Source organism: Qaidamihabitans albus, from assembly GCF_016464705.1.
In the GTDB taxonomy this organism is placed as follows: domain Bacteria; phylum Actinomycetota; class Actinomycetes; order Mycobacteriales; family Pseudonocardiaceae; genus Qaidamihabitans; species Qaidamihabitans albus.
The window spans coordinates 188940-213519 of sequence record NZ_JAEHOB010000010.1 but is presented as its reverse complement, the minus strand read 5'-3'; the positions used below and the strand labels follow the sequence as shown (position 1 = coordinate 213519).

The following is a 24580-nucleotide window of genomic DNA, read 5'->3' as shown; positions in this document are numbered from 1 at the left end:
TTCAAACAGGTCAGCGCGTTTCTCGGTACTCCGTGCCTCGTTCGGTGGGGCGAATCCCCCGCCGGGTAACCTCGGAACGCGTGATCACGCGAGCCGTCGTGGTGCCCCATCCTCCCCTGCTGGTACCCGAGCTGGTACCGGGTTCGGTCGAATCGACCGCTGCCGTACGCGAGGCGTGCGTCGCGGCGGCGGTCCGGCTGGCGGAGGCCGCGCCCAACTGGATCGCCGTGGGCGCAGGCCCTCGGTGGGAGACGATCGGGCCCGGGGTGTGCGGCTCCTTCCGGGGATACGGGGTGGACGTTCCGGTCAGCCTGAGCGCGGGCCCTGCCGCCGGCCCCACCGCCGACCTGCCGCTGCCGGTCCTCGTCGCGGGCTGGCTGCGGGCACAGGCCGGTGCCGGCTCGGTCCGGGCCGAGCTGCTGCCAGCCGGGGCGAGCCCGGCCGACTGCGCGGAGACCGGCACGCGGCTGGCGCGGGCCGACGGCGATCTCGGCCTCCTGGTGCTCGGCGACGGGTCGTACCGGCACGGCCCCTCGGCCCCTGGCAGCGCCGACGAGCGGGCCGGTGACTTCGATGCGAAGGTCGCCGCCGCCCTGGCCGGCGCGGACGCCGATGCACTGTTGGCCATCGAGCCGGAGCTGGCCGCCGAGCTGGGCGCGGTGGGCCGCGCGCCGTGGCAGGTGCTGGCCGGTCTCGCCCGCGCGGCCCCTGGCTGGCACGGCGAGCTGCGTTACTCGGCTGCGCCGTTCGGGGTCGCCTACCACGTCGCGGTCTGGGAGCGGTCGTGATCCGGCCGGTCGCCGTCGTCGGCCCCACCGCCACCGGCAAGACGGCGCTCGGCGTCGAGGTCGCGCTGGCCCTCGGTGGCGAGGTGCTCAACGCCGATGCCATGCAGCTCTACCGCGGGATGGACATCGGCACGGCGAAGGCCACGCCGCAGGAGCGGAGGGGGGTGCCGCACCACCTGCTCGACGTGCTGGACGTGACCGAGACCGCGTCCGTGGCCGCCTACCAGCGCGACGCCCGCGCGTGTGTCGAACGGCTGCTGGCGGCGGGCCGCGTGCCGGTGCTCGTCGGCGGCTCGGGCCTCTACATCCAGGCCGTTCTCGACGACCTGCGCTTTCCCGGCACGGACCCCGCGGTGCGCGCCCGGCTGGAGGACGAGGCGGCCGAGCTCGGCGCCGCGGAGCTGCACGCCCGGCTCACGGAGCTGGATCCGCCGGCCGCCGAGGCGATCCTGCCTTCGAACGTGCGGCGCATCGTGCGGGCGCTGGAGGTCGTCGAGATCACCGGCAGGCCGTTCTCCGCGAACCTGCCCCGGCCGGGCCCGCCGCGCTACGACACGGCGCTGATCGGCGTCGACCGGGCCGTCGCCGCGCTCGACGACCGGGTCGAGCGGCGGGTCGAGCACATGTTCGCCGAGGGACTCGTCGACGAGGTGCGGGCGCTGGAGGCGAGAGGACTGCGGCAGGGGAGGACGGCGTCGCGGGCCCTCGGCTACCAGCAGGTGCTCGAGGCGATTGACTCCGGCGCGGACTTCGCGGCCGCCGCCGCGGCGACAGCGACGGCCACCCGGCGCTTCGTGCGCAGGCAAAGATCCTGGTTCCGGCGGGACGGCCGGATCCGGTGGTTCGACGGTGCCGCCGAAGGACTGACCGAGCAGGTGCTGGCGGCGCTCGACCCGTAATCTGGTGCCCATGGGTGGTATCGAGTTCCTCAAAGGGCATGGCACGCAGAACGACTTCGTGCTGCTGCCCGACGCGTCGGGCATGCTCGACCTGACGCCCGAGCGGGTCGCCGCACTGTGCGACCGGCAACGCGGACTCGGCGCCGACGGCGTGCTCCGCGTCGTGCGCTCGGCCGCCCTCGGCCTTCCCTCGGCGGGGGAATGGTTCATGGACTACCGCAACGCCGACGGTTCGGTCGCCGAGATGTGCGGCAACGGGGTGCGTGTGTTCGCCCGCTTCCTGGTGGAGGCCGGGCTGGAGCCGGGCCCTGAGTTCGTGGTGGGCAGCCGGTCCGGGGACCGGCCGGTGCGGGTGCATCCCGACCGCTCGGTCACCGTCCAGATGGGTCCGGCGCGGATCACCGGCACCTCGGTGACGATCGTCGGCGGCCAGGAGCTCTCGGGCGTCGCGGTGGACGTCGGCAACCCCCATCTGGTGTCCACGATCGACGACGACGTCGCGACGCTCGACCTGCGCGAGCAGCCTCGCTTCGACACCGACTTCTTCCCGGACGGGGTGAACCTCGAGTTCGTCAACGTACTGGGCGAGCGGGCGCTGCGGATGCGCGTGCACGAGCGCGGCGTGGGGGAGACGCGCGCCTGCGGCACCGGGACGGTCGCCGCGGTGGCCGCCGTCCTGCACCTGGGCGGTACCGACACCGGATCGTCCACAGTAGACGTTCCGGGTGGGCGGTTGACCGTGACGGTGGAGCGGGAGACGTCCTCGCTCACCGGGCCTGCCGTGTTCGTCGCGCGCGGTGAGCTCGACGAGTCCTGGTGGAGCGCGCTCAGCTGAGCCTGGCCCGGACGAGCCAGGCGGCCGACGGGTACCGGACGCCGTCGGCCGTGGTGTGCGCGGCGATGGACTCGCGCAGGGCGCCGAGTGCGCGGGGGTGGTCGCGCTCGTCCAGCCGCGCCAGCACCGAGCGCACGTGCCCAAGACCGAGCACGAAGCGGTAGGCCCGTGCCGCGTCCGGGCCGAGGTACACGTGCTCCCGCACATCGTCGAAGGCGATCGCATTGAACCCCGCCGCGGTGAGGATCGTGCGCGTGCGGCGGGGATCGGCGAGGGCGAAGGCGCAGGGGGCGTCCGCGGGCGGACGCGGCACCGGCCCTTCACCCGCGAGTGCCCGCACGATCTCGGTGACCCACGGGTTGTGCCGCTCCTCCTGCCAGACCAGCAGCACGAGCCGCCCGCCGTCACGCAGAGCCGTGGCGATATTGGCGAACGCCGCCACGGGGTCACCGAAGAACATGACCCCGGTCCGGCTGATCGCGACATCGAAGCTTCGTCGTTCGAAGGAGTGAACCTGGGCGTCCGCCCGAACGAACGAGGCGTTGCCGATGTCCCGCTCGGCCGCGAGCCTGCGCGCCGTTTCGAGCATGCTCGACGACAGGTCGACACCGAGCACGGAGCCGGACCCGGCGAGCCGGGCGGCGTCCCGCGTGGTCTGACCGTTGCCGCAGCCGATGTCGAGTACCCGCTCGCCGCCGGTGATCCGGGTGGCCGCCAGGAAGCGCGCCCGGTACCCGGCGATGAAGTCGTCGAAGCGCGCCGCCTGCCCCGCCCAGAACTCGCCGTACTCGCCGTCCCAGGCCCTCGCCGCGTCGGTGTTGGCCGGGTCCACGCCGAAGTCGTCGATCAGAACCTCCCGATGGCCACGAACAGACACAACGCCAGCAGTGCGATGTTGACCGAGACCGCGACGGGCTCGCGGAGCCTGCTGTGCGCGACGGCGGCGCCGATCATGACGATACCGAATCCGGACGCCGCGAGCGGGGTCAGCACCGGCGCGATCCCCGTCCACCACGGCAGGACGAGGCCGGGCACGGCGAGCAGTTCGGCCGCAGCGACGATCCGGATCACCGGCAACGGGAATTCCCGGACACCGGTCTGCCCGGTGGCGAGCATCCGCTCCTTCGACATGGTGGACTTCGTGCTGCCCGAGATCGCGCAGAAGGTGGCGAGGATGCCCTGGCAGATCCACAGTGCGACGTTCATGAAACTCCTCTCCTCGTGTCAAGGAGGGGACGAGGCCGCGTCCGCGGCTGTGACAGGGACGTCCCGCATGCGGCGCAGCGGTGAGCACAGCACCCACAGCGGGGATCCGGCCATGGCGGCGGCCGTCACCCACACCGTCGCATGGACCCCGATCGACTCGCCCAGCACACCGCCGAGCAGGCTGCCCAGCGGCAGCACGCCCCAGACGAGGGTCCGGACGCTCGCGTTCATCCGCCCGAGCAGCCGGTCCGGGCAGATCGCCTGCCGGTAGCTGACCTGGGCGACGTTGTAGACGACACCGCCGTAGCCGACGAGCGCCAGCGCGGCCACCGCGAGCCCGACGCGCCAGCCGGGGGCGGAGAGCGGCACGAGGAACTGGGCCGGGAAGGTCACCAGGGGCACCAGCCACACGGCTCGTGCCTGCCCGGCGAGGCGCATCCACCAGCCGGCGGTGACCGCCCCGAGCACGCCGCCGCCACCCGCGGCGGCAAGGACCGCACCGACGCCCGCGGGCGAAAGTCCGAGGTTCCTCATCAGGAACAGCACCTCGACGGCGAGGAAGGCGCCACCTGCGAAGTTCCCCCAGGCAGTGCAGGCCGTGATGGCGCGCAGGTCGGGTTTGCCGTACACGAACCGCAGGCCCTCGGCCATCTCGGCGCGCAGCCTCGTCCCGTCCTTCCTCTCCGGTTCCGGTTCGCGCGCGCGGATACGCAGCAGGCACGACGCCGACACGAAGTAGCCGAGCCCGACAGCCGTCACCGCGTTCGCGGCGCCGAGCACCTGCGCGAGCGTTCCGGCGATGCCCGGCCCGGTCACGTTGGCCACCGACTGGCTGACCTGGAGTTTCGCGTTGCCCTCGACGAGCCTGGCCCGCCCGACCAGCGACGGCAGGTACGACTGGTAGGCGATGTCGAAGAACAGCGTGCACACGCCGACCAGCAGCGCCACGACGATCAGGTGGGACAGCGTGAGCGCGCCGGCCCACCACGCCAGTGGCACGCTCAGCAGCACGGCCCCGCGGACCAGGTCCGCACGCAGCATCAGGGGCCTGCGGCGCATCCGGTCCACCCAGACTCCGGCGGGCAGTCCGAGCACGAGGAATGCCGCGTGCTCCGCCGCCCTCAGCACACCCATTTCGAGCGGTGACGCGGCAAGCACGGTGGCGGCGAGCACGGGCAGCACCGTCTGACCGACGAACGTGCCGAACTGGCTGGCCGTGTCCCCGGCCCAGAGCCGCCGGAAATCGGGATGGAACCAGAGGGAGCCGCCGCGCACGGAGGTAGCCTGGCCGAGTGATTTGAAACTGTCAATCACTTTTGCCCTAGGCTGGCTCGGTGGCACGACAGCGACGGAAGGCGACCGAGGCGGAGGCGAGCGCCCTCGCCTCCGGAATACGGATGCGCATCATCCGGTTGACCTATTCCGAGGCACTGACCAACAAGGAGCTGGCCGAGCGGCTCGGCCGCGATCCCGCGACCACGCTGCACCACGTGCGCAAGCTCGTGGAGACCGGTTTCCTGCGAGCGCAGCCCGCGCGCCGGGGCAACCGCGGCGCGAAGGAGATCCCGTACCTGTCCACCGGCCTTTCCTGGAAGCTCGACGACTCGGCGTACGGGCCCGCGATCGGCGAGGCGGCGCTCGAGGCGTACCTCGCCGAGGTCGCCGAGATCGACCCGGCCGAGCTGGACCAATGGCGCCTGGTCGCGCAGGTACCGCCCGAGGATCGTGCGGCCTTCCGGGAGCGGCTGCAGAAGCTGCTCGAGGAGTTCGCAGCCAAGCCGGTACACCCCGATGCCGAGCGCACGGCCGTGTACATCGCGATGTACCCGAGCCGGTAATGCGTTCGGCGAATCCCGCGAACCGTGGGACGATGGAGAAACGATGACAGAACTGACACACAACGATTCGCTCGACGAGATCGAGCTCTCGCCCGGTGAGCTGGAGCTCGAGGACCGCGCGTCGCTGCGCCGGGTCGCGGGCCTTTCCACCGAGCTCGACGACGTCACCGAGGTCGAATACCGGCAGCTCCGGCTCGAGCGCGTGGTGCTCGCCGGTGTCTGGACGGAAGGCACCGCCGCGCAGTCGGAGGCGTCACTGGCCGAGCTGGCCAGGCTCGCCGAGACCGCGGGCTCGGAGGTGCTCGAGGGGCTCGTGCAGCGCAGGTCGCGGCCGGACCCGGCCACCTACATCGGGTCGGGCAAGGTGCGCGAGCTGGGCGATATCGTCCGGGCGACCGGCGCCGACACGGTGATCTGCGACGGTGAGCTCTCACCTGGCCAGCTGCGCCAGCTCGAGGCGAAGCTCAAGGTCAAGGTGATCGACCGGACCGCGCTGATCCTCGACATCTTCGCGCAGCACGCCCGCTCGCGCGAGGGCAAGGCGCAGGTCGAGCTGGCCCAGCTGCAGTACCTGATCCCGCGGCTGCGGGGCTGGGGCGAGTCGCTGTCCAGGCAGGCCGGTGGCCGTGCCGGTGGTGCGGGCGGCGGCGTCGGCCTCCGTGGCCCTGGTGAGACGAAGCTGGAGACCGACCGTCGGCGGATCAGCAAGCGGGTCGCCAAGCTGCGCCGCGAGATCGCCGCGATGGACACCATCCGGGACACCAAGCGCGGCCGAAGGCTCGCGCGGGAGGTTCCGAGCGTCGCCATCGTCGGTTACACCAACGCGGGCAAGTCGAGCCTGCTGAACGCCATCACGGGCGCCGGTGTGCTGGTCGAGGACGCGCTGTTCGCCACTCTGGACCCGACGACCCGCCGCTCGGCAACGCCGGACGGCCGGACGTACACGCTGACCGACACGGTCGGCTTCGTACGGCACCTGCCGCACCAGCTGGTCGACGCGTTCCGCTCCACGCTGGATGAGGCCGCCGGCGCGGACCTGCTCGTGCATGTCGTCGACGGGGCGGACGCCGCGCCGGAGGGCCAGGTCAACGCGGTGCGTGAGGTGCTGGCCGGAATCACCGAGCGGCGCGGTGAACCGCTGCCGCAGGAGCTACTGGTGATCAACAAGTCCGACGCGGCCGACGAGGTGACGCTCGCACGGCTCCGGCACGTGCTGCCGGGGGCGCTGGCCGTCTCCGCACGGACCGGTGAGGGCATCGGCGCGCTGGCCGAGCGGATCGCGGAGCTCCTGCCGCGGCCGCAGGTGGTCGTCGACGCCCTCGTGCCCTACACGCGCGGCGAGCTGGTGGCCCGCGCGCATGCCGACGGCGAGGTGCTCGACGAGAAGCACACGCCGGAGGGCACCAGGCTGCAGGCCCGCGTGCATCCGGAGCTGGCCGCGGCCCTGAGTGGCTACGTCGCCAACGGCACCTCGGTGTAGGTTCCGGCCCGCCCGCTACCAGGCGGCCGGGCCTGCGTTGTCGAAGAAGCCGCCGGTCGGGCCGTCGGCGCCGATGGTGGCCATGCGGACGATGACCCCGGCGCCCTCCTCGACGGTCTGGGTGCCCCGGTGGCCGTTGAGGTCGGTGGAGGTGTAGCCGGGGTCGACGGCGTTGAACCGGATGGCGGGATAGGCCTTCGCGTACTGCGAGGTGACCATGACCAGTGCGGTCTTGGAGGAGTTGTAGTCCAGCACCGTCACCTGGAACTCCACCCGGCCGGGGTCGTTGGTCGCCGCGAGCGAGCCCAGACCGCTGCTGACGTTGACGACGACCGGGGCGTCGCTTGCCTCCAGCAGCGGCAGGAAGGCGTGCGTGACACGCACGACGCCGAAGACGTTCGTGTCGAAGGTGGTCATCATGTCGGTCCCGGTGACCTCGCCGACCCGGCCGAGCTTCTGCGCGCCCACGATCCCGGCGTTGTTGACCAGCACGTCCAGGCGGCCCGCCTCGGCGCGGACGAACTCGGCGGCAGCCTTGACGGAATCCTCGTCGGTGACGTCGAGCTGAACGAAGCGGGCGCCGAGCCGCGCTGCCGCCTCCCGGCCGCGGTGGGCGTCGCGGGCCCCGGCGTAGACGGTGTGCCCGGCCTCGACCAGGCGGCGGGCCGTCTCGAAGCCGAGGCCCTTGTTCGCTCCGGTGACCAGTGTGGTCGTCATGGATGTTCACTCCGGTGATCGGTGGGGTACTGACACCTCCACCCTCACCGCACCGCGGACCGGCAGACAGTGCCCGCCGTTACCTGTGGACTGCCAGTACCAGGCTGCGCGGGCGCGACGGCCGGATACTGGGATCGTGAGCGGATCGAGGGAACTGGGCAGGGCGCTGCGTGGCTGGCGCGACCGCACGGCCCCCACCGTGGCGGGACTTCCCGCCGGCGGGGTACGGCGGGCCGCCGGGCTGCGCCGCGAGGAACTGGCGCAGCTCGCCAGCCTGTCGGTGGACTACATCGTCCGCCTGGAACAGGGCCGGGCCACCTCCCCGTCGCCGCAGGTGCTGTCCGCGCTGTCCCGCGCGCTGCGGCTGTCGGCGGCCGAGCGCGAACACCTGTATGTGCTCGCCGGGCAGACGGCGCCGGGCCCCGGGCAGGTGTCGGCGCACATCCCGCCGGGGGTCCGAAGGCTGATCGACCAGCTGGACGGCGCGCCGCTGAGCGTGTACGACGCGGCCTGGAACCTGATCCTGTGGAACCCGTTGTGGGCCGCCTTGCACGGTGACGCTTCCACGCTGCGCGGACGCGAGCGCAACATCGTCTGGCGGCATTTCGCCGGCCTGCCGAGCCACGTCAGCCACACTCCCGAGCAGGAGGCCCGGTTCGAGGCGGCCTTGGTCGCCGATCTCAGGGCGGCAACCGCCCGCTACGCCGCCGACGCCGGTCTGCGCTCACTGATCAAGGACCTGCGGAGTGTCAGCACCCGCTTCGCGGACCTGTGGGACACCGGAACCGTCGGAGTCCACGAGACGCACACCAAGACCATGCACCACGCCGAGGTCGGAACACTCGCCATCGACTGTGACGTGCTCACAGCTTCCGGCAGCGACCTGCGCATCGTCGCCTACACCGCTGCCCCCGGCAGCGACACCGCCGACCGGCTCAGGCTGCTCAACGTGATCGGCACCCAGGCCATGACCGAGGACGGCATCCCGGGGTAGCGGCACGTCTCCCGGACGCCGCCGGCCGCTACTGTGGCGACCGTGTGCTCGCGCCGTCTCGGGAGAATGCTGGCTGTGTCCGTGCTCGCCGCGTTGTTCGCGGCGGCACCCGCGCCCGCACTGGGGGCGCCGCCGGCCCCGGAGACGGTGTGCTCGGTGGAGGATCCCCGGCTCGGCGAGCTCTCCGGGCTGGTCGCCGCCGACGACGGCTGGTACGCCGTCAACGACGGTGGCACCCGGCTCGAGGTCTTCGTGCTGGACCGCGACTGCGCCGTGCGGGACGTGCTCACCGACCCCGCGGATCCCTACGACGTCGAGGATCTGGCCCGTGCCGCCGACGGCACCCTGTGGCTCGGTGACACCGGGGACAACCGCAAGCAGCGGGAAACGGTGGCCCTGCACGCGCTGCCGCCCGGCGGCGCCGCGACGCTGTACCGGCTGACCTACCCCGACGGCGCGCACGATGCCGAGGCACTGCTGCTCGACGAGTCCGGGACGCCCTACATCATCACGAAGAACGTTCTGGGCAAGGCCGATGTGTACCGCCCGGCCGGACCGCTCGCCAGCCCGGGCCCCACCGCACTGGAACACGTCGGTTCGCTGCGACTGACCTCGACCGACACTCCGGGCGGACCGGTGGGTGCGACCGGTTCGCTGCTCGTGACCGGTGCCGCCTCGGCCCACGACGGCAGCGTTGTCGCCGTGCGCACCTACACCGACGCCTACCTCTACCCGGTGCCGGACGGCGACATTCCCGCCGCGTTCCGGCGGGAGCCGGTGCGGGTGCCGCTGCCGGACGAGGGTCAGGGCGAGGCTATCGCCTTCGAGGCCGACGGCACGCTGCTCTCGGCAGGCGAAGGGGTCGGGAGTCCCGTTCGCGCCGTGCCCGGTGCCGCGGAGCTCGTTCCCGACGATCCCTCGGCAGGCGGCACGGACGGCTCGGCCGGCGATTCCGCCGCGGCTGGGGAGGAGGACTCACCGGGCCTGCCGGTGCTGCCGGGAATCGCCGTCGCGGTGTTCGCCGCCGCGTTGCTGGTCTTCGGCTTCGGCAAGCTGCGCCGCTAGCGTCAAGTCTCGTGAGTGCCCACGCGAGTGAGAACTCGTGCAGGCACTCACGAGGTGGCCGGGGCCTCAGAGCCTGCGGAGCACGGCGACGACCTTGCCGAGGATGGTCGCCTCGTCGCCGGGGATCGGGTCGTAGGCCTCGTTGTGCGGCATCAGCCACACATGCCCGTCCTTGCGCTTGAAGGTCTTGACGGTCGCCTCGCCCTCGATCATCGCGGCCACGATGTCACCGTTCTCGGCGTCCGGCTGCTGCCGGACCACGACCCAGTCGCCGTCGGTGATCGCCGCATCGATCATCGAGTCACCGGTGACGCTGAGCAGGAACACCTCACCCTCGCCGACGATGTCCCTCGGCAGGGGGAAGACGTCCTCGATGGCCTCCTCGGCCAGCACCGGGCCACCGGCGGCGATGCGCCCGACCAGCGGCACGAACGCGGGCTTCGGCAGCTCCTCGGCGGGCACCACGTCGGCCGGGAGCACCCCCACCGCGCGCGGCCGGTTCGCGTCCCGCCGCAGGTATCCCTTGCGCTGGAGCGCACGTAGCTGGTGCGACACCGACGAGGTGGAGGTGAGGCCCACCGCCTCGCCGATCTCCCGGACGCTCGGCGGGTATCCGTACCGGTCGACCCACGACCGGATCACCTCGAGCACCTGGCGCTGGCGCGGGGTGAGGTTCTCGTCCTGGTCCTCGAACTCGGGGAGGGTGTGCACCTTGCCGCCCTCGTCGCCGGCAGCTCCCGCGCCGCCGATGGCCTCGATCGCGTTACCGCCACCGCCGGCGCCGTCCTTGCCGTTGCGTGCCACTGCGTTGCCTCCCGGTCGAGGGCCGGCGGGTGCCGTACCCGGTCGTGCTCCGGTGCCGCCAGCGCCATGCCCGCCCTGCCCTGCCTGTGCTGCCGGACCGTGCGCTCCGTCACCGCTTCGTCTACCCGGCGTCGACGGTAGCTCGCCACACCGGCGATTTCAAACGTCTGTTCGATCGACACGCCGGGCCGGACTCGATTTTGTCGGTGCCTGGTGGTACACATTCGCACGGGCGTTCGATAGAACGCCTGTTCGACTCGCCGGAGCTCGCGGTGGCGGTCGGGCGTGGCAGAGCGAACTGCGAGGAGGTTCCGATGTCGGTTCTGGTGCACAGGGAGACCGGCGAGGCCCGTCCCGCCGGGCATGCCGGTACGGGATACCCGCACGTCGCGGCGCCGGCACGGCGGCCGCGACGCGGCGAGCCGCGCCGTCCGCCGACCCGCGTGCGGGTGGTCGCCGGGCACCCGCACGCGCCGGTCCGGTCCTGCGCGCCCCGCCCGGTGGCGCGTCGGTGGCCGTGGCTGCTCGCGCTCGCCGCCGCGGTCTTCGCGGCAGTGGTGGGGCTGGGACTGCTCGCGAACGGGCTCGCCGCGGGCGGCGCGGCCACCGTGCCCGAACGGACCGTTCTCGTGCCGGTGGCTCCCGGCGAGACGCTGTGGGATGTCGCCGTCGAGTTCGCTCCGGACAGCGACCCGGGTGCCGTCGTCGAGCGCATCGAGGAGCTGAACGGCTTGTCCGGCCCTGCCGTCGAGGCCGGCACACCGCTGCTCGTGCCACACCAAGGAGTGACGTCCGCCCGTCCGTGACACCCTGAACATCCCTCGTCGCGCGCCGAATATGGCCGCGGTCACCCCGTTGTGTCGCTTGCGCTTGGTACGCGCGCCTTCTAAGGTCAACCCCTACATCTAGTAGTTACACGCCTGTAGTTGGTCCACAGGTTGGGGTAGAATCGTAGGTAGTTGTCCACAGTTCGGCGGCGTTCACTCACCGGATGTCCACACGTTGATCACCAGGGTGGCGTGGCCCTGAACGTGCGGATCCCGGTAGCTGAGCAGGCTGCTGGCGGAGCCGATGGAGAGGGGAGGTGATCGGCGGTGCGGTGCCCGTTCTGCCGGCATGCCGACTCCCGCGTCGTCGACTCGCGCGAGGTGGACGAGGGGCAGGCGATCCGTCGCCGCCGGTCGTGCTCCCAGTGCGGCCGCCGGTTCACCACCTCGGAGACGATGGTGCTCGCCGTCGTCAAACGTTCCGGGGTCACCGAGCAGTTCAGCCGGGACAAGGTGGTCCGGGGGGTCCGCCGCGCCTGCCAGGGCAGGCCCGTCGACGACGACGCGCTGCAGCAGCTCGCTCAGCGCGTGGAGGAGTCGATCAGGTCGGCCGGAGTCGCGGAGATCCCGAGCCATGAGGTCGGCCTGGCGATTCTCGGCCCGCTCCGGGAGCTGGACGGGGTGGCCTACCTGCGGTTCGCGAGCGTTTATCGCTCGTTCTCCTCCGTCGAGGACTTCGAGAAGGAGATTGCGGACCTCCGTGAGGCTATGGCGGCTTCGGCCGGGCGGGACGACAGCGAGAAGGACACGGGCGACGCGTGAGGTCGCCGTGCATGCGAACGCGGGAGAGGGAGTCATGACAGAGACCGTGGGAGTGGACGCCGAGGCCGGCGGTGCATCCGGCAAATCGCGCAAGGACCGCGCGAACGGGCGTACCGGCCTCACCGTGCGGCGTGTGTTCACCACCGAGGGGGTGCACCCGTACGACGAGGTGCAGTGGGAGTCGCGCGATGTCGTGATGACCAACTGGCGCGACGGCACCGTGAACTTCGAGCAGCGCGGCGTCGAGTTCCCCGAGTTCTGGTCGGTCAACGCCACCAACATCGTGGCGAGCAAGTACTTCCGCGGCGCCGTCGGCAGCCCGGAGCGCGAGCACAGCCTCAAGCAGCTCATCGACCGCGTGGTGAAGACCTACGTCAAGGCCGGTGTCGACCACGGCTACTTCGCGGCCCCCGGCGACGCCGAGATCTTCGAGCACGAGCTGACCTGGATGCTGCTGCACCAGGTCTTCAGCTTCAACTCCCCGGTCTGGTTCAACGTCGGTACGGCGTCGAAGCAGCAGGTCTCGGCCTGCTTCATCCTCTCCGTCGACGACGCGATGGAGTCGATCCTCAACTGGTACCGCGAGGAGGGACTGATCTTCAAGGGCGGTTCCGGCGCGGGGCTCAACCTCTCCAGGATCCGCTCCTCCAAGGAACTGCTCTCCTCGGGCGGCACCGCGTCCGGCCCGGTCTCGTTCATGCGCGGCGCCGACGCGTCGGCGGGCACCATCAAATCGGGCGGCGCCACCCGGCGGGCCGCGAAGATGGTCGTGCTCGACGTGGACCACCCCGACATCGAGGAGTTCATCGAGACCAAGGCCAAGGAGGAGAAGAAGATCCGCGTGCTGCGTGACGCGGGCTTCGACATGGACCTCAGTGGCGCGGACATCTCGTCGGTGCAGTACCAGAACGCGAACAACTCGGTGCGCGTGTCCGACGAGTTCATGCGGGCGGTGGAGGCCGAGAGCGAGTTCGGCCTGCGCGCCCGGCTGACCGGTGAGGTCATCGAGCGGACCGACGCGAAGTCGCTGTTCCGCAAGATGGCGCAGGCCGCCTGGGAGTGCGCCGACCCGGGGCTGCAGTACGACAGCACGATCAACGACTGGCACACGTGCCCCGAGTCCGGCCGGATCAGCGCCTCCAACCCGTGCTCGGAGTACATGCACCTGGACAACTCGAGCTGCAACCTCGCCTCGCTCAACCTGCTGAAGTTCGTTCGCGAGGACGGCACGTTCGACGCGCAGCTGTTCGCCAGGGCCGTCGAGCTGGTGATCACGGCGATGGACATCTCCATCTGCTTCGCCGACTTCCCGACCGAGGCGATCGGCGACACCACGCGGAAGTTCCGCCAGCTCGGCATCGGCTACGCCAATCTCGGCGCCCTGCTCATGGCCACCGGCCACGCGTACGACTCCGACGGCGGGCGCGCACTGGCCGCCGCGATCACCTCCCTGATGACCGGTGTGTCGTACCGGCGTTCTGCCGAGCTCGCGGCCGTGGTCGGCCCCTACGAGGGGTACGCCCGCAACGCCGAGGCGCACCAGCGGGTGATGCGCAAGCACGCCGCGGCGAACGACCAGATCCGCACGCACCACACCAACGACGTCAACGTACGCTCGCTCGCCACGCGCGAGTGGCAGCGCGGCATCGAGATCGGCACCGCCAGCGGCTGGCGCAACGCGCAGGCCAGCGTGCTCGCGCCCACCGGCACGATCGGCTTCATGATGGACTGCGACACCACCGGGATCGAGCCGGACTTCTCGCTGGTGAAGTTCAAGAAGCTCGTCGGCGGTGGTTCGATGCAGATCGTGAACCAGACCGTGCCGCGGGCGCTGCACTCGCTCGGTTACCAGGAGGAGCAGGTCGAGGCGATCGTCGACTATGTGGCCCAGCACGGTCACGTGATGGACGCACCGGGCCTTCGGCCGGAGCACTACGAGGTGTTCGACTGCGCCGTCGGCGAGCGTTCCATCGCCCCGATGGGGCACGTGCGGATGATGGCCGCGGTGCAGCCCTTCCTGTCCGGCGCGATCTCGAAGACCGTCAACATGCCGGAGCAGGCGACCGTCGAGGACGTCGAGGAGATCTACTTCCAGGGCTGGAAGCTCGGCCTCAAGGCGCTCGCCATCTACCGCGACAACTGCAAGGTGGGCCAGCCGCTCTCCACGGGAAGGAAGGACGCGGCCGCCGAGGAGCCCGAGCGGATCGTCGAGTACCGCCCGGTGCGCAAGCGCCTGCCGAAGAAGCGGCCGAGCCAGACCGTGTCCTTCACGGTCGGCGGCGCCGAGGGATACCTCACGGCGGGCTCCTACCCGGACGACGGCCTCGGCGAGATGTTCGTCAAGCTCGGCAAGCAGGGGTCCACGCTCGCGGGCGTGATGGACGCGTTCTCGATGTCGATATCGGTGGGCCTGCAGTACGGCATCCCGCTGGAGTTCTACGTCTCGAAGTTCGCCAACCTGCGGTTCGAGCCGGCCGGGATGACCGACGACCCGGACGTGCGGATGGCGACCAGCGTGCTCGACTACCTGTTCCGCAGGCTCGCGCTCGACTACCTGCCCTACGAGAAGCGTGCGCAGCTGGGCATCTTCACGGCCGACGAGCGCTCGGCGCAGGTCGAGTCCGACTACGGCACGTCGGGTGGTGAGCAGGACAACGTGGATCTGGAGGCGCTGCGCAGCAGCGTCGACTACAGCGGCACGCGGGCCACCGTGGAGGAACAGCCGGCAGGCTCCGGCACGGGCCGGGAGGCGCACACCACCACGGAGCTGGTGGAGCTGCAGCTCGGCAAGGCGGCGGACGCCCCGCTGTGCATGACCTGCGGGACGAAGATGCGCCCGGCGGGCTCCTGCTACGCCTGTGAGGGCTGCGGCGCGACCTCCGGCTGCAGCTGAGTCCCCGATCGACGTGCCCCCAATGTGGCATTGGGTGCGTTGGACGCAACCAACGCCACATTGGGGAGATTGGGGGGCATGCTCGTGATGCGAACGGTGACCTGGCTGCGGGAGTTCGAGTCGCGGTCCGAGGCCCGGCGCGTGGAGACGGGACCGGACTGGACGGCGGGCGCCCGGCTCGCGCCCGCCGTCGTGCGCAGCGTGCAGCGTTTCCAGGTCGGTGAGTCGGGCGACGGAGCCGGTCTCGTCCGTAAGGCGGCACGAGCGGGTGATGCCGACTACACCTCCGCCGTCCGGCTGTTCGTGGCCGAGGAGCGGCACCACGCCGACCTGCTGGCACGGCTCCTGGCCGCCGCGAACGCGCCGACGATCGCGGCGCACTGGAGCGACACGGTGTTCGTCCGTTTGCGCCGGGCCCTCGGCCTGCGCCTGGAACTACTGGTGCTGATGGTGGCCGAGGTGATCGCCCTGCGGTACTACCGTGCGCTCCGGGACGGCGCGGACGACCCGCTCACCGCGGACGTGGCGGACCGCATTCTCGCCGACGAGCGGCGGCACGTTCCGTTCCACCGCGACCACCTGCGCGCGTTGTTCGCCGGCCGCGCCGGTGTGCTCCGGCCGGCCGTGGCCCTCGCCTGGTGGGCCGTGTTCCTCGGCGCCACCGTGACGGTGACCCTCGATCACGGCCGCGCGCTGCGCCACCTCGGCGTGCGCCGGGCCGGGTTCGCCCGGGACGCCGTCCGGCTCGCCGCGCCGGTGATCCGCGACGTGCTCAGCGCCCGGCGCGGTTGAGCTGCTCCCACAGGAACTCGAACACCAGCGCCCATTTGAACGCCAGTTGCGCGTTGTCCGCCGCCGCGCCGTGGCCGCCCTCGATGTTCTCGTGGTAGCGCACGTCGCAGCCGTACTCGCGCAGCAGTGCGACCATCTTCCGGGCGTGCCCCGGATGTACCCGGTCGTCCCGGGTGGAGGTCACGAACAGCGTCGGCGGGTAGTTCCGTCCACTGTGGACGTTCTGGTACGGCGAGTACTCGCCGATGTAGGCCCATTCCGCCGGCTCGTCCGGGTTTCCGTACTCCGCCATCCACGATGCGCCGGCCAGCAGCCGGTGGTAGCGGCGCATGTCCAGCAAGGGGACCTGGCTGACGATCGCGCCGAACAGCTCCGGGTACCGGGTGAGCATGACGCCGGTCAGCAGTCCGCCGTTGCTGCCACCCTGGATGCCCAGTTGCGCGGGCGTGGTGATGCCCCGCTCGACGAGGTCGGCGGCGACCGCGGCGAAGTCCTCGTACACCCGGTGCCGGTGCGCCTTGACGGCCTGGTTGTGCCAGTCCGGCCCGTACTCGCCGCCGCCACGCAGGTTCGCGACGACGTAGGTGCCACCCCTGGCCAGCCAGCCCCGGCCGATGACGCCGCTGTAGGAGGGCGTCAGCGAGACCTCGAAACCGCCGTAGCCGGTGAGCAGCGTCGGCCCCGGCGCGCCGCCGGGGGCGCGCACCACGAAGTACGGGATCCGCGTGCCGTCGTGCGAGGTGGCGAAGTGCTGTTCGGCGGAAAGGCCCGTGCTGTCGAAGAAGGCCGGCGCCTGCTTGAGCGTTTCCAGCTCGCCGCCGATGTGCCCGCGGACCAGCGCCGAAGGAGCGGTGAACCCGCTGATGTCGAGCAGGAACTCGTCGTCCCGGTGCGGCTCGGTGCCGACCAGGTCGACGGCGCCGACGGAAGGCACGCCCGCGAGCGGTTCGTCCCGCCACCCGTCCGCCCCCGGCGTGAGCACCCTGAGCCGGGTCTTCACGTCGTTCAGCGTGCCGAGTACGAGGTGGTGCCGGGTCCAGGCGTAGTAGTCGAGGGAGGTGTGCGCGTCGGGTTCGAACAGCACGGTGAGCTCCCGCGCGCCGGCCAGGAAGTCGTCGAGCCGGATCGCCAGCAGCGCGCCCGCGGGATGCTCAGCGCCGCCGGTGCGCCACGGGGAACGGGTGCGCACCAGCAGCCACTCCCGGTACAGCGAGGCGTTGGCGTCGTCCGGGACGTCCACCCGCACGAACCCGTCGCCTGTGCGCAGGTACAGCTCCGAGCGGTAGAAGTCGATGCTGCGCCGGACCACGTCACGTTCCCAGCCCTCGGTGGGATCGTGCAGACCGCGGACCGCGACGTCGTCCGGCTTGCCCTCGAACACGAGGGTGGCCGCCGCCAGCGGGGTGCCGCGCCGCCACTCCTTGACCAGCCGCGGGTAGCCCGAGCTGGTCAGCGAACCCGCACCGAAATCCGTTCCGACGTAGATCCGGTCCTCGTCGATCCAGCTGACCGAGCTCTTGGCCTCGGGCAGCTCGAACCCGCCGGGCACGAACTCGCGCCGCTCCAGGTCGAACTCGCGCACGACCGTCGCGTCGGCCCCACCGCGGGACAGCTCGACGAGGCAGCGCCGCAACCCCGGCCGCAGCACCGTCGCGCCCTGCCACACCCAGTTCTCGCCCTCGGTCTCGGCGAGGGCGTCCACGTCGAGCAGCGGCTGCCAGTCGGGATCCGGCCCGCGGTACTCCTCGAGGGTGGTGCGGCGCCACAGGCCGCGCGGGTGCTCGGCGTCCTGCCAGAAGTTGTAGAGGTACTCGCCGCGGCGGCGGACATACGGTATCCGGTCGTCGGCGTCGAGCACCTCGCGGAGCTCGGCGCGCAGCCCCGCGAACCGGTCACCGTGGGTGAGCTCGCCGACCGTCTCGGCGTTGCGCTCCCGGACCCATTCGAGTGCGCGATCACCGGTGACGTCCTCGAGCCAGAGGTAGGGGTCGTCCGCCGACGCGCTGTCAGTCATGCGCCCCAGTCTGCCAGGTGCCACCGCGTTCCCGATTCGTGATCCGGCCGGGCCCGGACCGGGATATGCTGCGTGCACCTTGGACACCTTGGACACTGTGGACGGATTCGACGACCGGCCCGGATCCTTCCCGGCCGGGCCGCCGGTCCGCAACTCCCCGTTCGCGATCGCCGGCGTGCTCGCGCTCGTGCTGGCCCTCGTCGGGGTGGTGGCGCTGGCTGGCAGGGCGACCAGGCCGGTCGCCGGCACCGCGCTGGTCGCTCCGGGTGCCGGGCCCGGGGTGGTCATCGCCCCGCCGGTGGGCCCGGCGTCCGGGGAGGCCGCCCCTCCGCGGGCCGCGGCGCTGGGGACGAATCCGCTGCTGACCGACCGGATGAGCCTGCAGGACGTGACGTGTGTGCTGCCCGAGCTCGACTGGTCACAGGCGCGGCTGCGCGGCTTCTACGAAGCGGCGCTCGGTTGCCTCGACGAGGCGTGGCGGCCGGTGCTGGAGGGCGCGGGGGCCACGTTCGACGATGCCGAGCTGGACCTCCGGCCGGACGGTGGCGGCGAGTGCGGGGACATGCCCGGTGAGGACGAGGCCACCGCGTTCTACTGCGGCAGCGACGAGACCATCTACATGCCGAGTGATCGCCTGCTGGACTACCTCGGGCTGTACCGGCCCGCCCACCTGGCGGTGCTGGCACACGAGTACGGCCACCACGTGCAGTACCTCAGCGGGATGCTGGAGGCCGTCGCGCGCGAGCTGCGGGGGGTCGAGCAGGCTGCGCCGGAGGAACTGGAGCTCACCCGGCGCATCGAGTTGCAGGCGAACTGCTTCGCCGGGCTCTTCCTCGCCAGCGCCGCCGGACGCGGTTCGGTGCCGCGCGCGCAGGCCGAGGAGGCCGTCGCGGACTTCCGCAACAGTGTCGACAGCGAGACGCACGGCACGCTGGAGAACCAGCTCCGCTGGGCGCACGCAGGTTTCGAGGCGAACTCGACCGCCGCCTGCAACACTTGGGACGCGCCGGCCGCGGAGGTCGCCTGACGACGGGCGCGGCACCGGTTGTGGCCTTTTGCCGCGTCCGGACGGGCACTAACCTGTGTGAGTCAGCTCACCTCGGGCGGGAGGAGACTTCATGCGGATTGCCGACCTGTTGCGGAACAAAGGGGCAGAGGTGGCCACGGTCACCCAGGAAACGACCGTGACCGAGTTGCTCGCCCGCCTGGCGGAACACAACGTGGGTGCGCTGGTCGTTGTCGACGCCGACGGCGCCGTCGCGGGCATCGTGTCCGAGCGTGACGTGGTTCGCCGGCTGCACGAGCACGGACCCGCACTGCTCTCCCGGGTCGTCGGCGAGATCATGACCACCCTCGTCGCCACGTGCAGTCCGCAGGACTCCGTCGACCAGCTCAGCGTGGTGATGACGGAGCGGCGGATCCGGCACATCCCCGTGCTCGTCGACCGCAGGCTCGCCGGGATCATCAGCATCGGCGACGTGGTGAAGACCCGCATGAACGAGCTTGAGGAGAACCAGGAACAGCTCGAGGCCTACATCTCAGGCGGTCCGATTCGGTCCACGGGGTGACTCCCAGCGCCGCAGCACCCGGTCGATCTGCTCGCTGATCTCCTCCCTGGCGAGTGCGCGTGGTACCCCGGACATCAGCAGGTCGTCGTAAGCGGTGTCCTGATGCCGGACGGATGCGACGACCGCGAGCCGGATCGCGTCCTCGTCGAGAGCGCGGCCCGCGGCCGAGCGGCCCACCCTGCCGCTGCCGCGGGTACCGGCGTGCTCGGCGATGGCCCTGGCGCGCTGCTCCGGGCAGCCGGGGAACAGTCGCCGGACCTCGTCGGTGAGGCGGGCCTGGAAGGCCACGTCCTGCCCGGCCCGCCGTTTGGCGTCGCGGGCCCGGCGCCGGAGGCGTGCGTCCGTGTCGGCAAGGCACTGTTCCTCGGCACGTTCCAGCGCGACCCGCTCGACGAGGATTCCGCGCCGCTGGTAACGCTTCCGCCTGCGGTCGAAGCGCAGCACGAGTACACAGAGGGTGCTCTCCTTGCGGGCGCGCCGGGACAGCGCGGCATCGCCGGACGGCAGGAACGTGAGGTGGTCGAAGTCCGCGCAGGCCAGGCAAAGCGGGTCGCCGTCCTCCTCGAGGAGGAACTCGCCTGCCTCCGCGTCCACTCCGCAGCCCGCGCAGGTCCAGTCGCGCGGCGATGAGAAGACGGCCAGGTCGGGCGCCTTGCTCTGCTGTGCCCGCAGCCGCTCGCGGCGTGTCTCGGGCAGTGCCGGTGACACCCAGTGCGTGCGGAAGGCGCATTCCGTGTCGTCGTCGCCGTTCGCGGTGAAGCGAAGCGGCCGGGTGTCCCGCGTGCGAGCGAGGTAGGCGATCTCGCTCGGCAGCAGTCCGCGTTCTTCGGCCCACTCGCGCAGGTAGCCGAGCGCGGTGGCGAGCTTGTCGTCGCCGACGGTGGCGCGGCAGGCGAGATCGGGTGCCCGGCCGGCGCGCCAGTCGTCGACCACGTTGCCGGTCAGCCAGCCGATCCCGCACAGGACGTCCACGGGCGCGACCTGGTTGCTCCGCGCGAGTTCGGTCTCGGCGGCGGCGATGACCCGCCGCTGGATCCTGGCTGCTGATGTCCCGTTCGGAAAGGGGGTGCTGCTCTCATCGCGCGGCCGAGCATAGCGCCGCCGTGAGGCGGGCTCACCACCGCTCAGTTGGCTCAGTTGCCGTCTGCGGTCAGCGTCGGTGCGAGCGCCGCGATACCGGCCGTGACGGCGGCGCGGCCCTCGGCGAAGCCGGTGCCGCCGGGCTGCCGGGTCAGCAGTGCCACCACGAACCGCCCCTCGTCACCGGCGAGCCCGGTGGAGTTGAGCACGAGTCCGTCGTCGACGCGCATCCAGCCTTGCTTGACCGCACGTCCACCTCCGGGCAGGCCCTCGGGAACGCCGAAGAGCTGGTCGAACCCGTCGGCCGCGGGGTCGGCGGGTTCGGCGAGCGCCGCGAGAACGAACTCGCGCGCGTGCCCGGGCATCGCGTCGCCGATGTACTCGTACACCGCGACCACGTCGCCCGGGCTCATCCTGGTCAACTCCCACTGGTGCGGGATTCGCGGCGGACTGGTGTGCCGCAGGCCGATGAGCCCGGCCATCTCGCTGCTGATGGCGGGGCCGCCGTGGGCGTCCCACAACGCCGAGGCGACGCCGTCGGCGCTGGCCGAGAGCATCGCCACGAGATCGTCCCGTTCCGCTCCGCCCGGCACCGTCCATTCGTCCGCACGCAGCACGTGGATGGCGATCAGGAGCTTGACCACCGATGCCGCGTAGAACTGCCGGCCGGCGTTGACGCCGGTCAGCGCCGAGCCGGTGCGGCGATCGTGGACGGCGAGCCCGATCTCGGTGCCCGGCACCACCTGGTGCACGGCCGCCGACACGGCCTCGGCGAGCGCGGACCGGTCCTCGCCCGTCACCGGTGGCCGCACCACGGGCGCCGAGACCGGCGCCGAGGGTGTCTCCGTGGCCGGCGGCGGCCCGGTGCCCCCGCCGGGGCGCGCGAGCAGCCACGCCGCACCCACGACGGCCGCCAGGCCGGCGGCCGTCAGGCCCAGGATGACCGGACGCCGTCGCACCACTCCATCGCACCACCGTTCGGCGTGATCCGCAGCCACGCTCCGGTCAAGGTGCGGCAACGGGACCGTCTTTAGTCGGTTCCTGGGCGGTATTCCTTGACACCGTCAGGCGGCGCGGTGAGGGTCGGTTCACCGATGTCCGCCGTGTCCGACTTGGGGGTCTCTGGTGAAATCCGCGCGGTTGTCCCTGCTGCTCGCCGTGGTGCTCGTGCTGCCGCTGACCTCCGTCGCGGCACAGGCGGACCCCCCGCAGGGACCGGTGTTCTCCGGTGGCGCCGCCCAGCCCGTCTTCGACCCGGCCGACGTGGTGCGGGAAAGCCTGTGGGTGCGCGCGCCCGTGGACAGCGACCACGACGGCGCCGACGACGAGGTGCACGTGGAGGTCGTCCGGCCACGAGCCACCGAGCAGGGCCTGCGGGTACCGGTCGTGTATCAGGCGAGCCCCTACTACGCGGGCGGCAACGAGATCACCAACCACGACGTCGACGTGGAGCTGTACGTGCCCGAGCGGGGCCGGCCGATGCCGCAGATCTCCTGGCGGTACGAGGAGTATCTCGTCTCCCGTGGATTCGCGGTGGTCTACGCCGAGTCGCTCGGCAGCGGTGCCTCCACCGGATGCCCGACCACCGGCGGCGAGAACGAGACCATCGGTGCGCGGTCCGTTGTGGACTGGCTCAACGGCAGGGCCGCCGCACGGGACGAGTCGGGGGCACCCGCGGTCGCCGACTGGACCACCGGCAAGACCGCGATGATGGGGGTCTCCTACAACGGCACGCTGCCGAACGCGGTTGCCACCACCGGTGTCGAGGGCCTCGAGACGATCGTGCCGATCGCGGCGATCTCCAGCTGGTACGACTACTACCGCGAGGACGGGGCCGTGGTGGCGCCGGGCGGCTATCAGGGCGAGGACGCGGACGTGCTCGCCGAGTACGTCTACACCCGTGCCGATCGCGAGATCTGCCGTCCGGTGATCGAAGGGCTCGCCGCCGAGCAGGATCGGGTCACCGGTGACTACAGCGCCTTCTGGGACGAGCGGAACTACCTGAACGACGTCGGCGACGTGCGCGCGTCGGTGCTCGCCGTGCACGGCCTGAACGACTGGAACGTCACCACCAGCCAGGTCGCGAAATGGTACGAGGCGCTGCGGGCGCACGGCGTCGAGCGCAAGATCTGGCTGCACCAGGCCGGGCACGCCGACCCGTACTCGCTGCGCCGGGATGCGTGGCTGGTCACGCTCAACCGGTGGTTCTCCCACTACCTCTACGGGGTGCCCAACGGCATCCAGTACGAGCCGAAGGCGACGATCCAGCGCGAGGACATGTCGTGGACCGACGAGTGGGACTGGCCTGCGCCCGCGGCCCGGGACGCGACCGTGCACCCGGGGACGGGGGGCGAGCTCGACCTGCGCGGCCACCACGGCCGGCCGAGGATCGAGCGGCTGACCGACGACGCGACGAAGACCATCGAGCAACTGGCCGGCCAGCCGGACTCGCCGCACCGGCTCTCCTACACCACCGATGCCGCGCGCAGGCCGGTGCGGCTGAGCGGCACGCCGGTGGTCGATCTGGCCATCTCGTTCGACCGGCCTGCGGCGAACGTGACCGGTGTGCTCGTGGACCGCGCGCCGGACGGCACGGCACACATCATCACCAGGGGCTGGACCGATCCGCAGAACCGCAGACATCCCGCGCGGACCTTGCCGATCCGGCCGGGCGTGCCCTACCGGGTGTCGTTCGAGCTGCAGCCGAAGGACTACGTCCTTCCCGCGGGGCACCGGCTGGAGTTCATGCTCGCCTCCAGCGACCACGACTTCACGCTGCGGCCCCCGCCGGGCACCGAACTGGCGATCGACCTCACCCGGACATCGGTGACCCTGCCGGTGGTCGGTGGCAAGGCGGGCCTGCGTAACGCCTTCTAGCGCAAGCACTACTCGTGAGTGTTGAGCCGAGTTCTCACTCGTGTAGGCACTCACGAGGTTTGGCCAGCGCGGCGCGTTCCCTGCTACCCGGAGGTATCGATGATCTCGATGTCGAAGCTGAGAAGGTGCGCCGCGGCCGCCGTGACGGTCGCGCTCGTCACGTTCGGGCTGGTGGTCGCCGGGCAGCCGACCGCGTCGGCCGCACCCGGTTTCCAGGTCCCGTTCAGGTGTGGCGTCACGGTCACCGCCGCGACCTTCAGCGGCCACAATCCGGCGAACTCGGTGGACTTCCAGAAAAGCGGTATCACCGGCATGCCCGTACTGGCCTCGGCCGCCGGCACGGTCACGCGGGTGGCGAACGAGGGGAGTATCAGCTACGGGCGGTGGGTCGAGGTCGATCACGGCTCCGGCTGGCGAACGCGCTACGCGCACCTGTCCGCCCAGCAGGTGAGCGTGGGCCAGCAGGTCGCGCTCGGCACGCAGCTCGGCAAGGCGGGCGCGACCGGCGGCGTCACCGGTCCGCACCTGCACTACGAACAGCGGCTCAACGGGGTGGCACAGAAGGCCGTGCTGCATGGCGTGGCGGTGCCCTACTACGGCCACACCGACTTCACGAGCCGGAACAACTGCGGTGGCAACCCGTACACGCCCGAGCAGGTCTGCGGCTCGGGGTTCTCGGTGATCGACTCGGCGGCGCTCGGAGCCGCGGGCAAGATCTATCTGCTGTACAACTCGGCGAACCGGAACAACTGCGTGACGACGCTGAAGGCCACATCGGTGGGCACCGCGTCCCCGGTCTCGGCCTTCCTCGAGGTGGAGGGCTCGTCCAGGAAGACCGACTCGGGTGACTTCGCCTACTACGCCGGGCCGGTGCGGCAGGCAGCCGGCTCGACTTGCGTGAAGTGGGGTGGCTCGGTGGGCCCGGAGTCCTACACGAGCCCCTTCGAGCACTGCGGCTGACCTCGCCGGCGGGGCTGCGGTGAGCGCGGCCCTCGGACGAGGCCGGAGAGGGTAGCGCCCACCACCGACAGAAAGCCGGTGCCGGCGCCCCCTCCGGGCAGAGTTGTTCCACCCGGACCGGGCTGTCCACAGATTCGTCTCCGACGGCGCCGACGCCGCCGGCCCGGCGCAAGGTGGACAC

General features: G+C 71.4%; 23 protein-coding genes. 15 read left to right on the top strand and 8 right to left on the bottom strand.

Annotated elements, in window-relative coordinates; genetic code table 11:
* Positions 1–80 precede the first annotated feature (80 nt).
* From JAP66_RS20365 to dapF, 3 genes are read left to right on the top strand one after another with little or no spacing between them, the layout of a single operon-like run.
* Positions 81–788 (top strand): class III extradiol ring-cleavage dioxygenase family protein, encoded by a 708-nt coding sequence (locus JAP66_RS20365; RefSeq protein ID WP_199433387.1) that lies wholly within the window; start codon positions 81–83, stop codon positions 786–788.
* Positions 785–1687 (top strand): tRNA (adenosine(37)-N6)-dimethylallyltransferase MiaA, encoded by a 903-nt coding sequence (miaA, locus tag JAP66_RS20360; protein WP_199433386.1) that lies wholly within the window; start codon positions 785–787, stop codon positions 1685–1687. Before JAP66_RS20365 ends, miaA begins: the two co-directional genes overlap by 4 nt.
* 10 nt (positions 1688–1697) lie before the next feature.
* Positions 1698–2522: a diaminopimelate epimerase gene (gene dapF, locus JAP66_RS20355; RefSeq protein ID WP_199433385.1), complete on the top strand. Its 825-nt coding sequence runs from the start codon at positions 1698–1700 to the stop codon at positions 2520–2522.
* Here dapF and JAP66_RS20350 read toward each other — a convergent pair.
* The 3 genes from JAP66_RS20350 to JAP66_RS20340 are packed head-to-tail and all read right to left on the bottom strand — an operon-like array spanning position 2515 to position 5003.
* Positions 2515–3354 (bottom strand): class I SAM-dependent methyltransferase, encoded by an 840-nt coding sequence (locus JAP66_RS20350; RefSeq protein WP_307849639.1) that lies wholly within the window; start codon positions 3352–3354, stop codon positions 2515–2517. The two genes, dapF and JAP66_RS20350, sit on opposite strands and share 8 nt — an antisense overlap.
* Positions 3355–3368: 14 nt before the next feature.
* Entirely contained in the window at positions 3369–3728 is a 360-nt protein-coding gene (locus JAP66_RS20345; RefSeq protein WP_199433384.1) for a DoxX family protein, read from the bottom strand.
* A gap of 18 nt (positions 3729–3746) precedes the next feature.
* Complete coding sequence (locus JAP66_RS20340) at positions 3747–5003, bottom strand: MFS transporter (RefSeq protein ID WP_199433383.1); 1257 nt, start codon at positions 5001–5003, stop codon at positions 3747–3749.
* 59 nt (positions 5004–5062) lie between these two features.
* On the opposite strand from JAP66_RS20340, the gene JAP66_RS20335 reads away from it, so the two are divergent.
* Positions 5063–5566, top strand: coding sequence for an ArsR/SmtB family transcription factor (locus JAP66_RS20335; protein WP_199433382.1), 504 nt, complete (start codon positions 5063–5065; stop codon positions 5564–5566).
* 43 nt (positions 5567–5609) lie between these two features.
* Positions 5610–7046 carry a GTPase HflX gene (gene hflX, locus JAP66_RS20330; RefSeq protein ID WP_199433381.1) on the top strand — a complete coding sequence of 479 codons (1437 nt, stop codon included), beginning with the start codon at positions 5610–5612 and terminating at the stop codon, positions 7044–7046.
* A 15-nt stretch (positions 7047–7061) separates the two neighbouring features.
* On the opposite strand, the gene JAP66_RS20325 is transcribed toward hflX, so the two are convergent.
* On the bottom strand, positions 7062–7763 hold the full coding sequence (locus JAP66_RS20325) for an SDR family oxidoreductase (RefSeq protein WP_199433380.1): 702 nt from the start codon (positions 7761–7763) through the stop codon (positions 7062–7064).
* Positions 7764–7899: 136 nt separating this feature from the next.
* On the opposite strand from JAP66_RS20325, the gene JAP66_RS20320 reads away from it, so the two are divergent.
* Both JAP66_RS20320 and JAP66_RS20315 read left to right on the top strand, forming a co-directional pair.
* Positions 7900–8757, top strand: a complete 858-nt coding sequence (locus tag JAP66_RS20320; protein ID WP_307849638.1) for a helix-turn-helix transcriptional regulator — start codon at positions 7900–7902, stop codon at positions 8755–8757.
* 66 nt (positions 8758–8823) lie between these two features.
* Positions 8824–9822, top strand: a complete 999-nt coding sequence (locus JAP66_RS20315) for an esterase-like activity of phytase family protein (RefSeq protein WP_235999167.1) — start codon at positions 8824–8826, stop codon at positions 9820–9822.
* A gap of 66 nt (positions 9823–9888) precedes the next feature.
* Here JAP66_RS20315 and lexA read toward each other — a convergent pair whose 3' ends face one another.
* Complete coding sequence (lexA, locus tag JAP66_RS20310; protein ID WP_199433414.1) at positions 9889–10572, bottom strand: transcriptional repressor LexA; 684 nt, start codon at positions 10570–10572, stop codon at positions 9889–9891.
* Positions 10573–10940: 368 nt separating this feature from the next.
* Here lexA and JAP66_RS20305 point away from each other — a divergent pair, with 368 nt between their 5' ends.
* The 4 genes from JAP66_RS20305 to JAP66_RS20290 all read left to right on the top strand — a co-directional run bounded on the left by JAP66_RS20305 (position 10941) and on the right by JAP66_RS20290 (position 15900).
* Positions 10941–11432 (top strand): LysM peptidoglycan-binding domain-containing protein, encoded by a 492-nt coding sequence (locus JAP66_RS20305; RefSeq protein ID WP_199433378.1) that lies wholly within the window; start codon positions 10941–10943, stop codon positions 11430–11432.
* Positions 11433–11720: 288 nt separating this feature from the next.
* A complete protein-coding gene (gene nrdR, locus JAP66_RS20300) occupies positions 11721–12215 on the top strand; it encodes a transcriptional regulator NrdR (protein WP_199433377.1) in 495 nt (164 codons plus the stop codon).
* 34 nt (positions 12216–12249) lie between these two features.
* The gene (locus JAP66_RS20295; protein WP_199433376.1) at positions 12250–15108 is read left to right on the top strand and encodes a vitamin B12-dependent ribonucleotide reductase; all 2859 of its coding nucleotides are present in this window, start codon (positions 12250–12252) and stop codon (positions 15106–15108) included.
* 78 nt (positions 15109–15186) lie between these two features.
* Positions 15187–15900, top strand: a complete 714-nt coding sequence (locus tag JAP66_RS20290) for a ferritin-like domain-containing protein (RefSeq protein ID WP_199433375.1) — start codon at positions 15187–15189, stop codon at positions 15898–15900.
* Here JAP66_RS20290 and JAP66_RS20285 read toward each other — a convergent pair.
* On the bottom strand, positions 15881–17914 hold the full coding sequence (locus JAP66_RS20285) for a prolyl oligopeptidase family serine peptidase (protein ID WP_199433374.1): 2034 nt from the start codon (positions 17912–17914) through the stop codon (positions 15881–15883). The two genes, JAP66_RS20290 and JAP66_RS20285, sit on opposite strands and share 20 nt — an antisense overlap.
* A 97-nt stretch (positions 17915–18011) precedes the next feature.
* Here JAP66_RS20285 and JAP66_RS20280 point away from each other — a divergent pair, with 97 nt between their 5' ends.
* Positions 18012–18941, top strand: a complete 930-nt coding sequence (locus JAP66_RS20280) for a neutral zinc metallopeptidase (protein ID WP_307849642.1) — start codon at positions 18012–18014, stop codon at positions 18939–18941.
* A 91-nt stretch (positions 18942–19032) separates the two neighbouring features.
* Positions 19033–19482, top strand: a complete 450-nt coding sequence (locus JAP66_RS20275; protein ID WP_199433372.1) for a CBS domain-containing protein — start codon at positions 19033–19035, stop codon at positions 19480–19482.
* Here JAP66_RS20275 and JAP66_RS20270 read toward each other — a convergent pair.
* Positions 19453–20454, bottom strand: a complete 1002-nt coding sequence (locus JAP66_RS20270; protein WP_307849637.1) for a DUF2293 domain-containing protein — start codon at positions 20452–20454, stop codon at positions 19453–19455. The genes JAP66_RS20275 and JAP66_RS20270 overlap by 30 nt on opposite strands.
* A 161-nt stretch (positions 20455–20615) precedes the next feature.
* Complete coding sequence (locus tag JAP66_RS20265; RefSeq protein WP_199433371.1) at positions 20616–21521, bottom strand: serine hydrolase; 906 nt, start codon at positions 21519–21521, stop codon at positions 20616–20618.
* A gap of 166 nt (positions 21522–21687) precedes the next feature.
* Here JAP66_RS20265 and JAP66_RS20260 point away from each other — a divergent pair, with 166 nt between their 5' ends.
* A complete protein-coding gene (locus JAP66_RS20260; protein ID WP_199433370.1) occupies positions 21688–23439 on the top strand; it encodes a Xaa-Pro dipeptidyl-peptidase in 1752 nt (583 codons plus the stop codon).
* Positions 23440–23547: 108 nt separating this feature from the next.
* Complete coding sequence (locus JAP66_RS20255; RefSeq protein ID WP_199433412.1) at positions 23548–24399, top strand: M23 family metallopeptidase; 852 nt, start codon at positions 23548–23550, stop codon at positions 24397–24399.
* Positions 24400–24580: the final 181 nt, after the last annotated feature.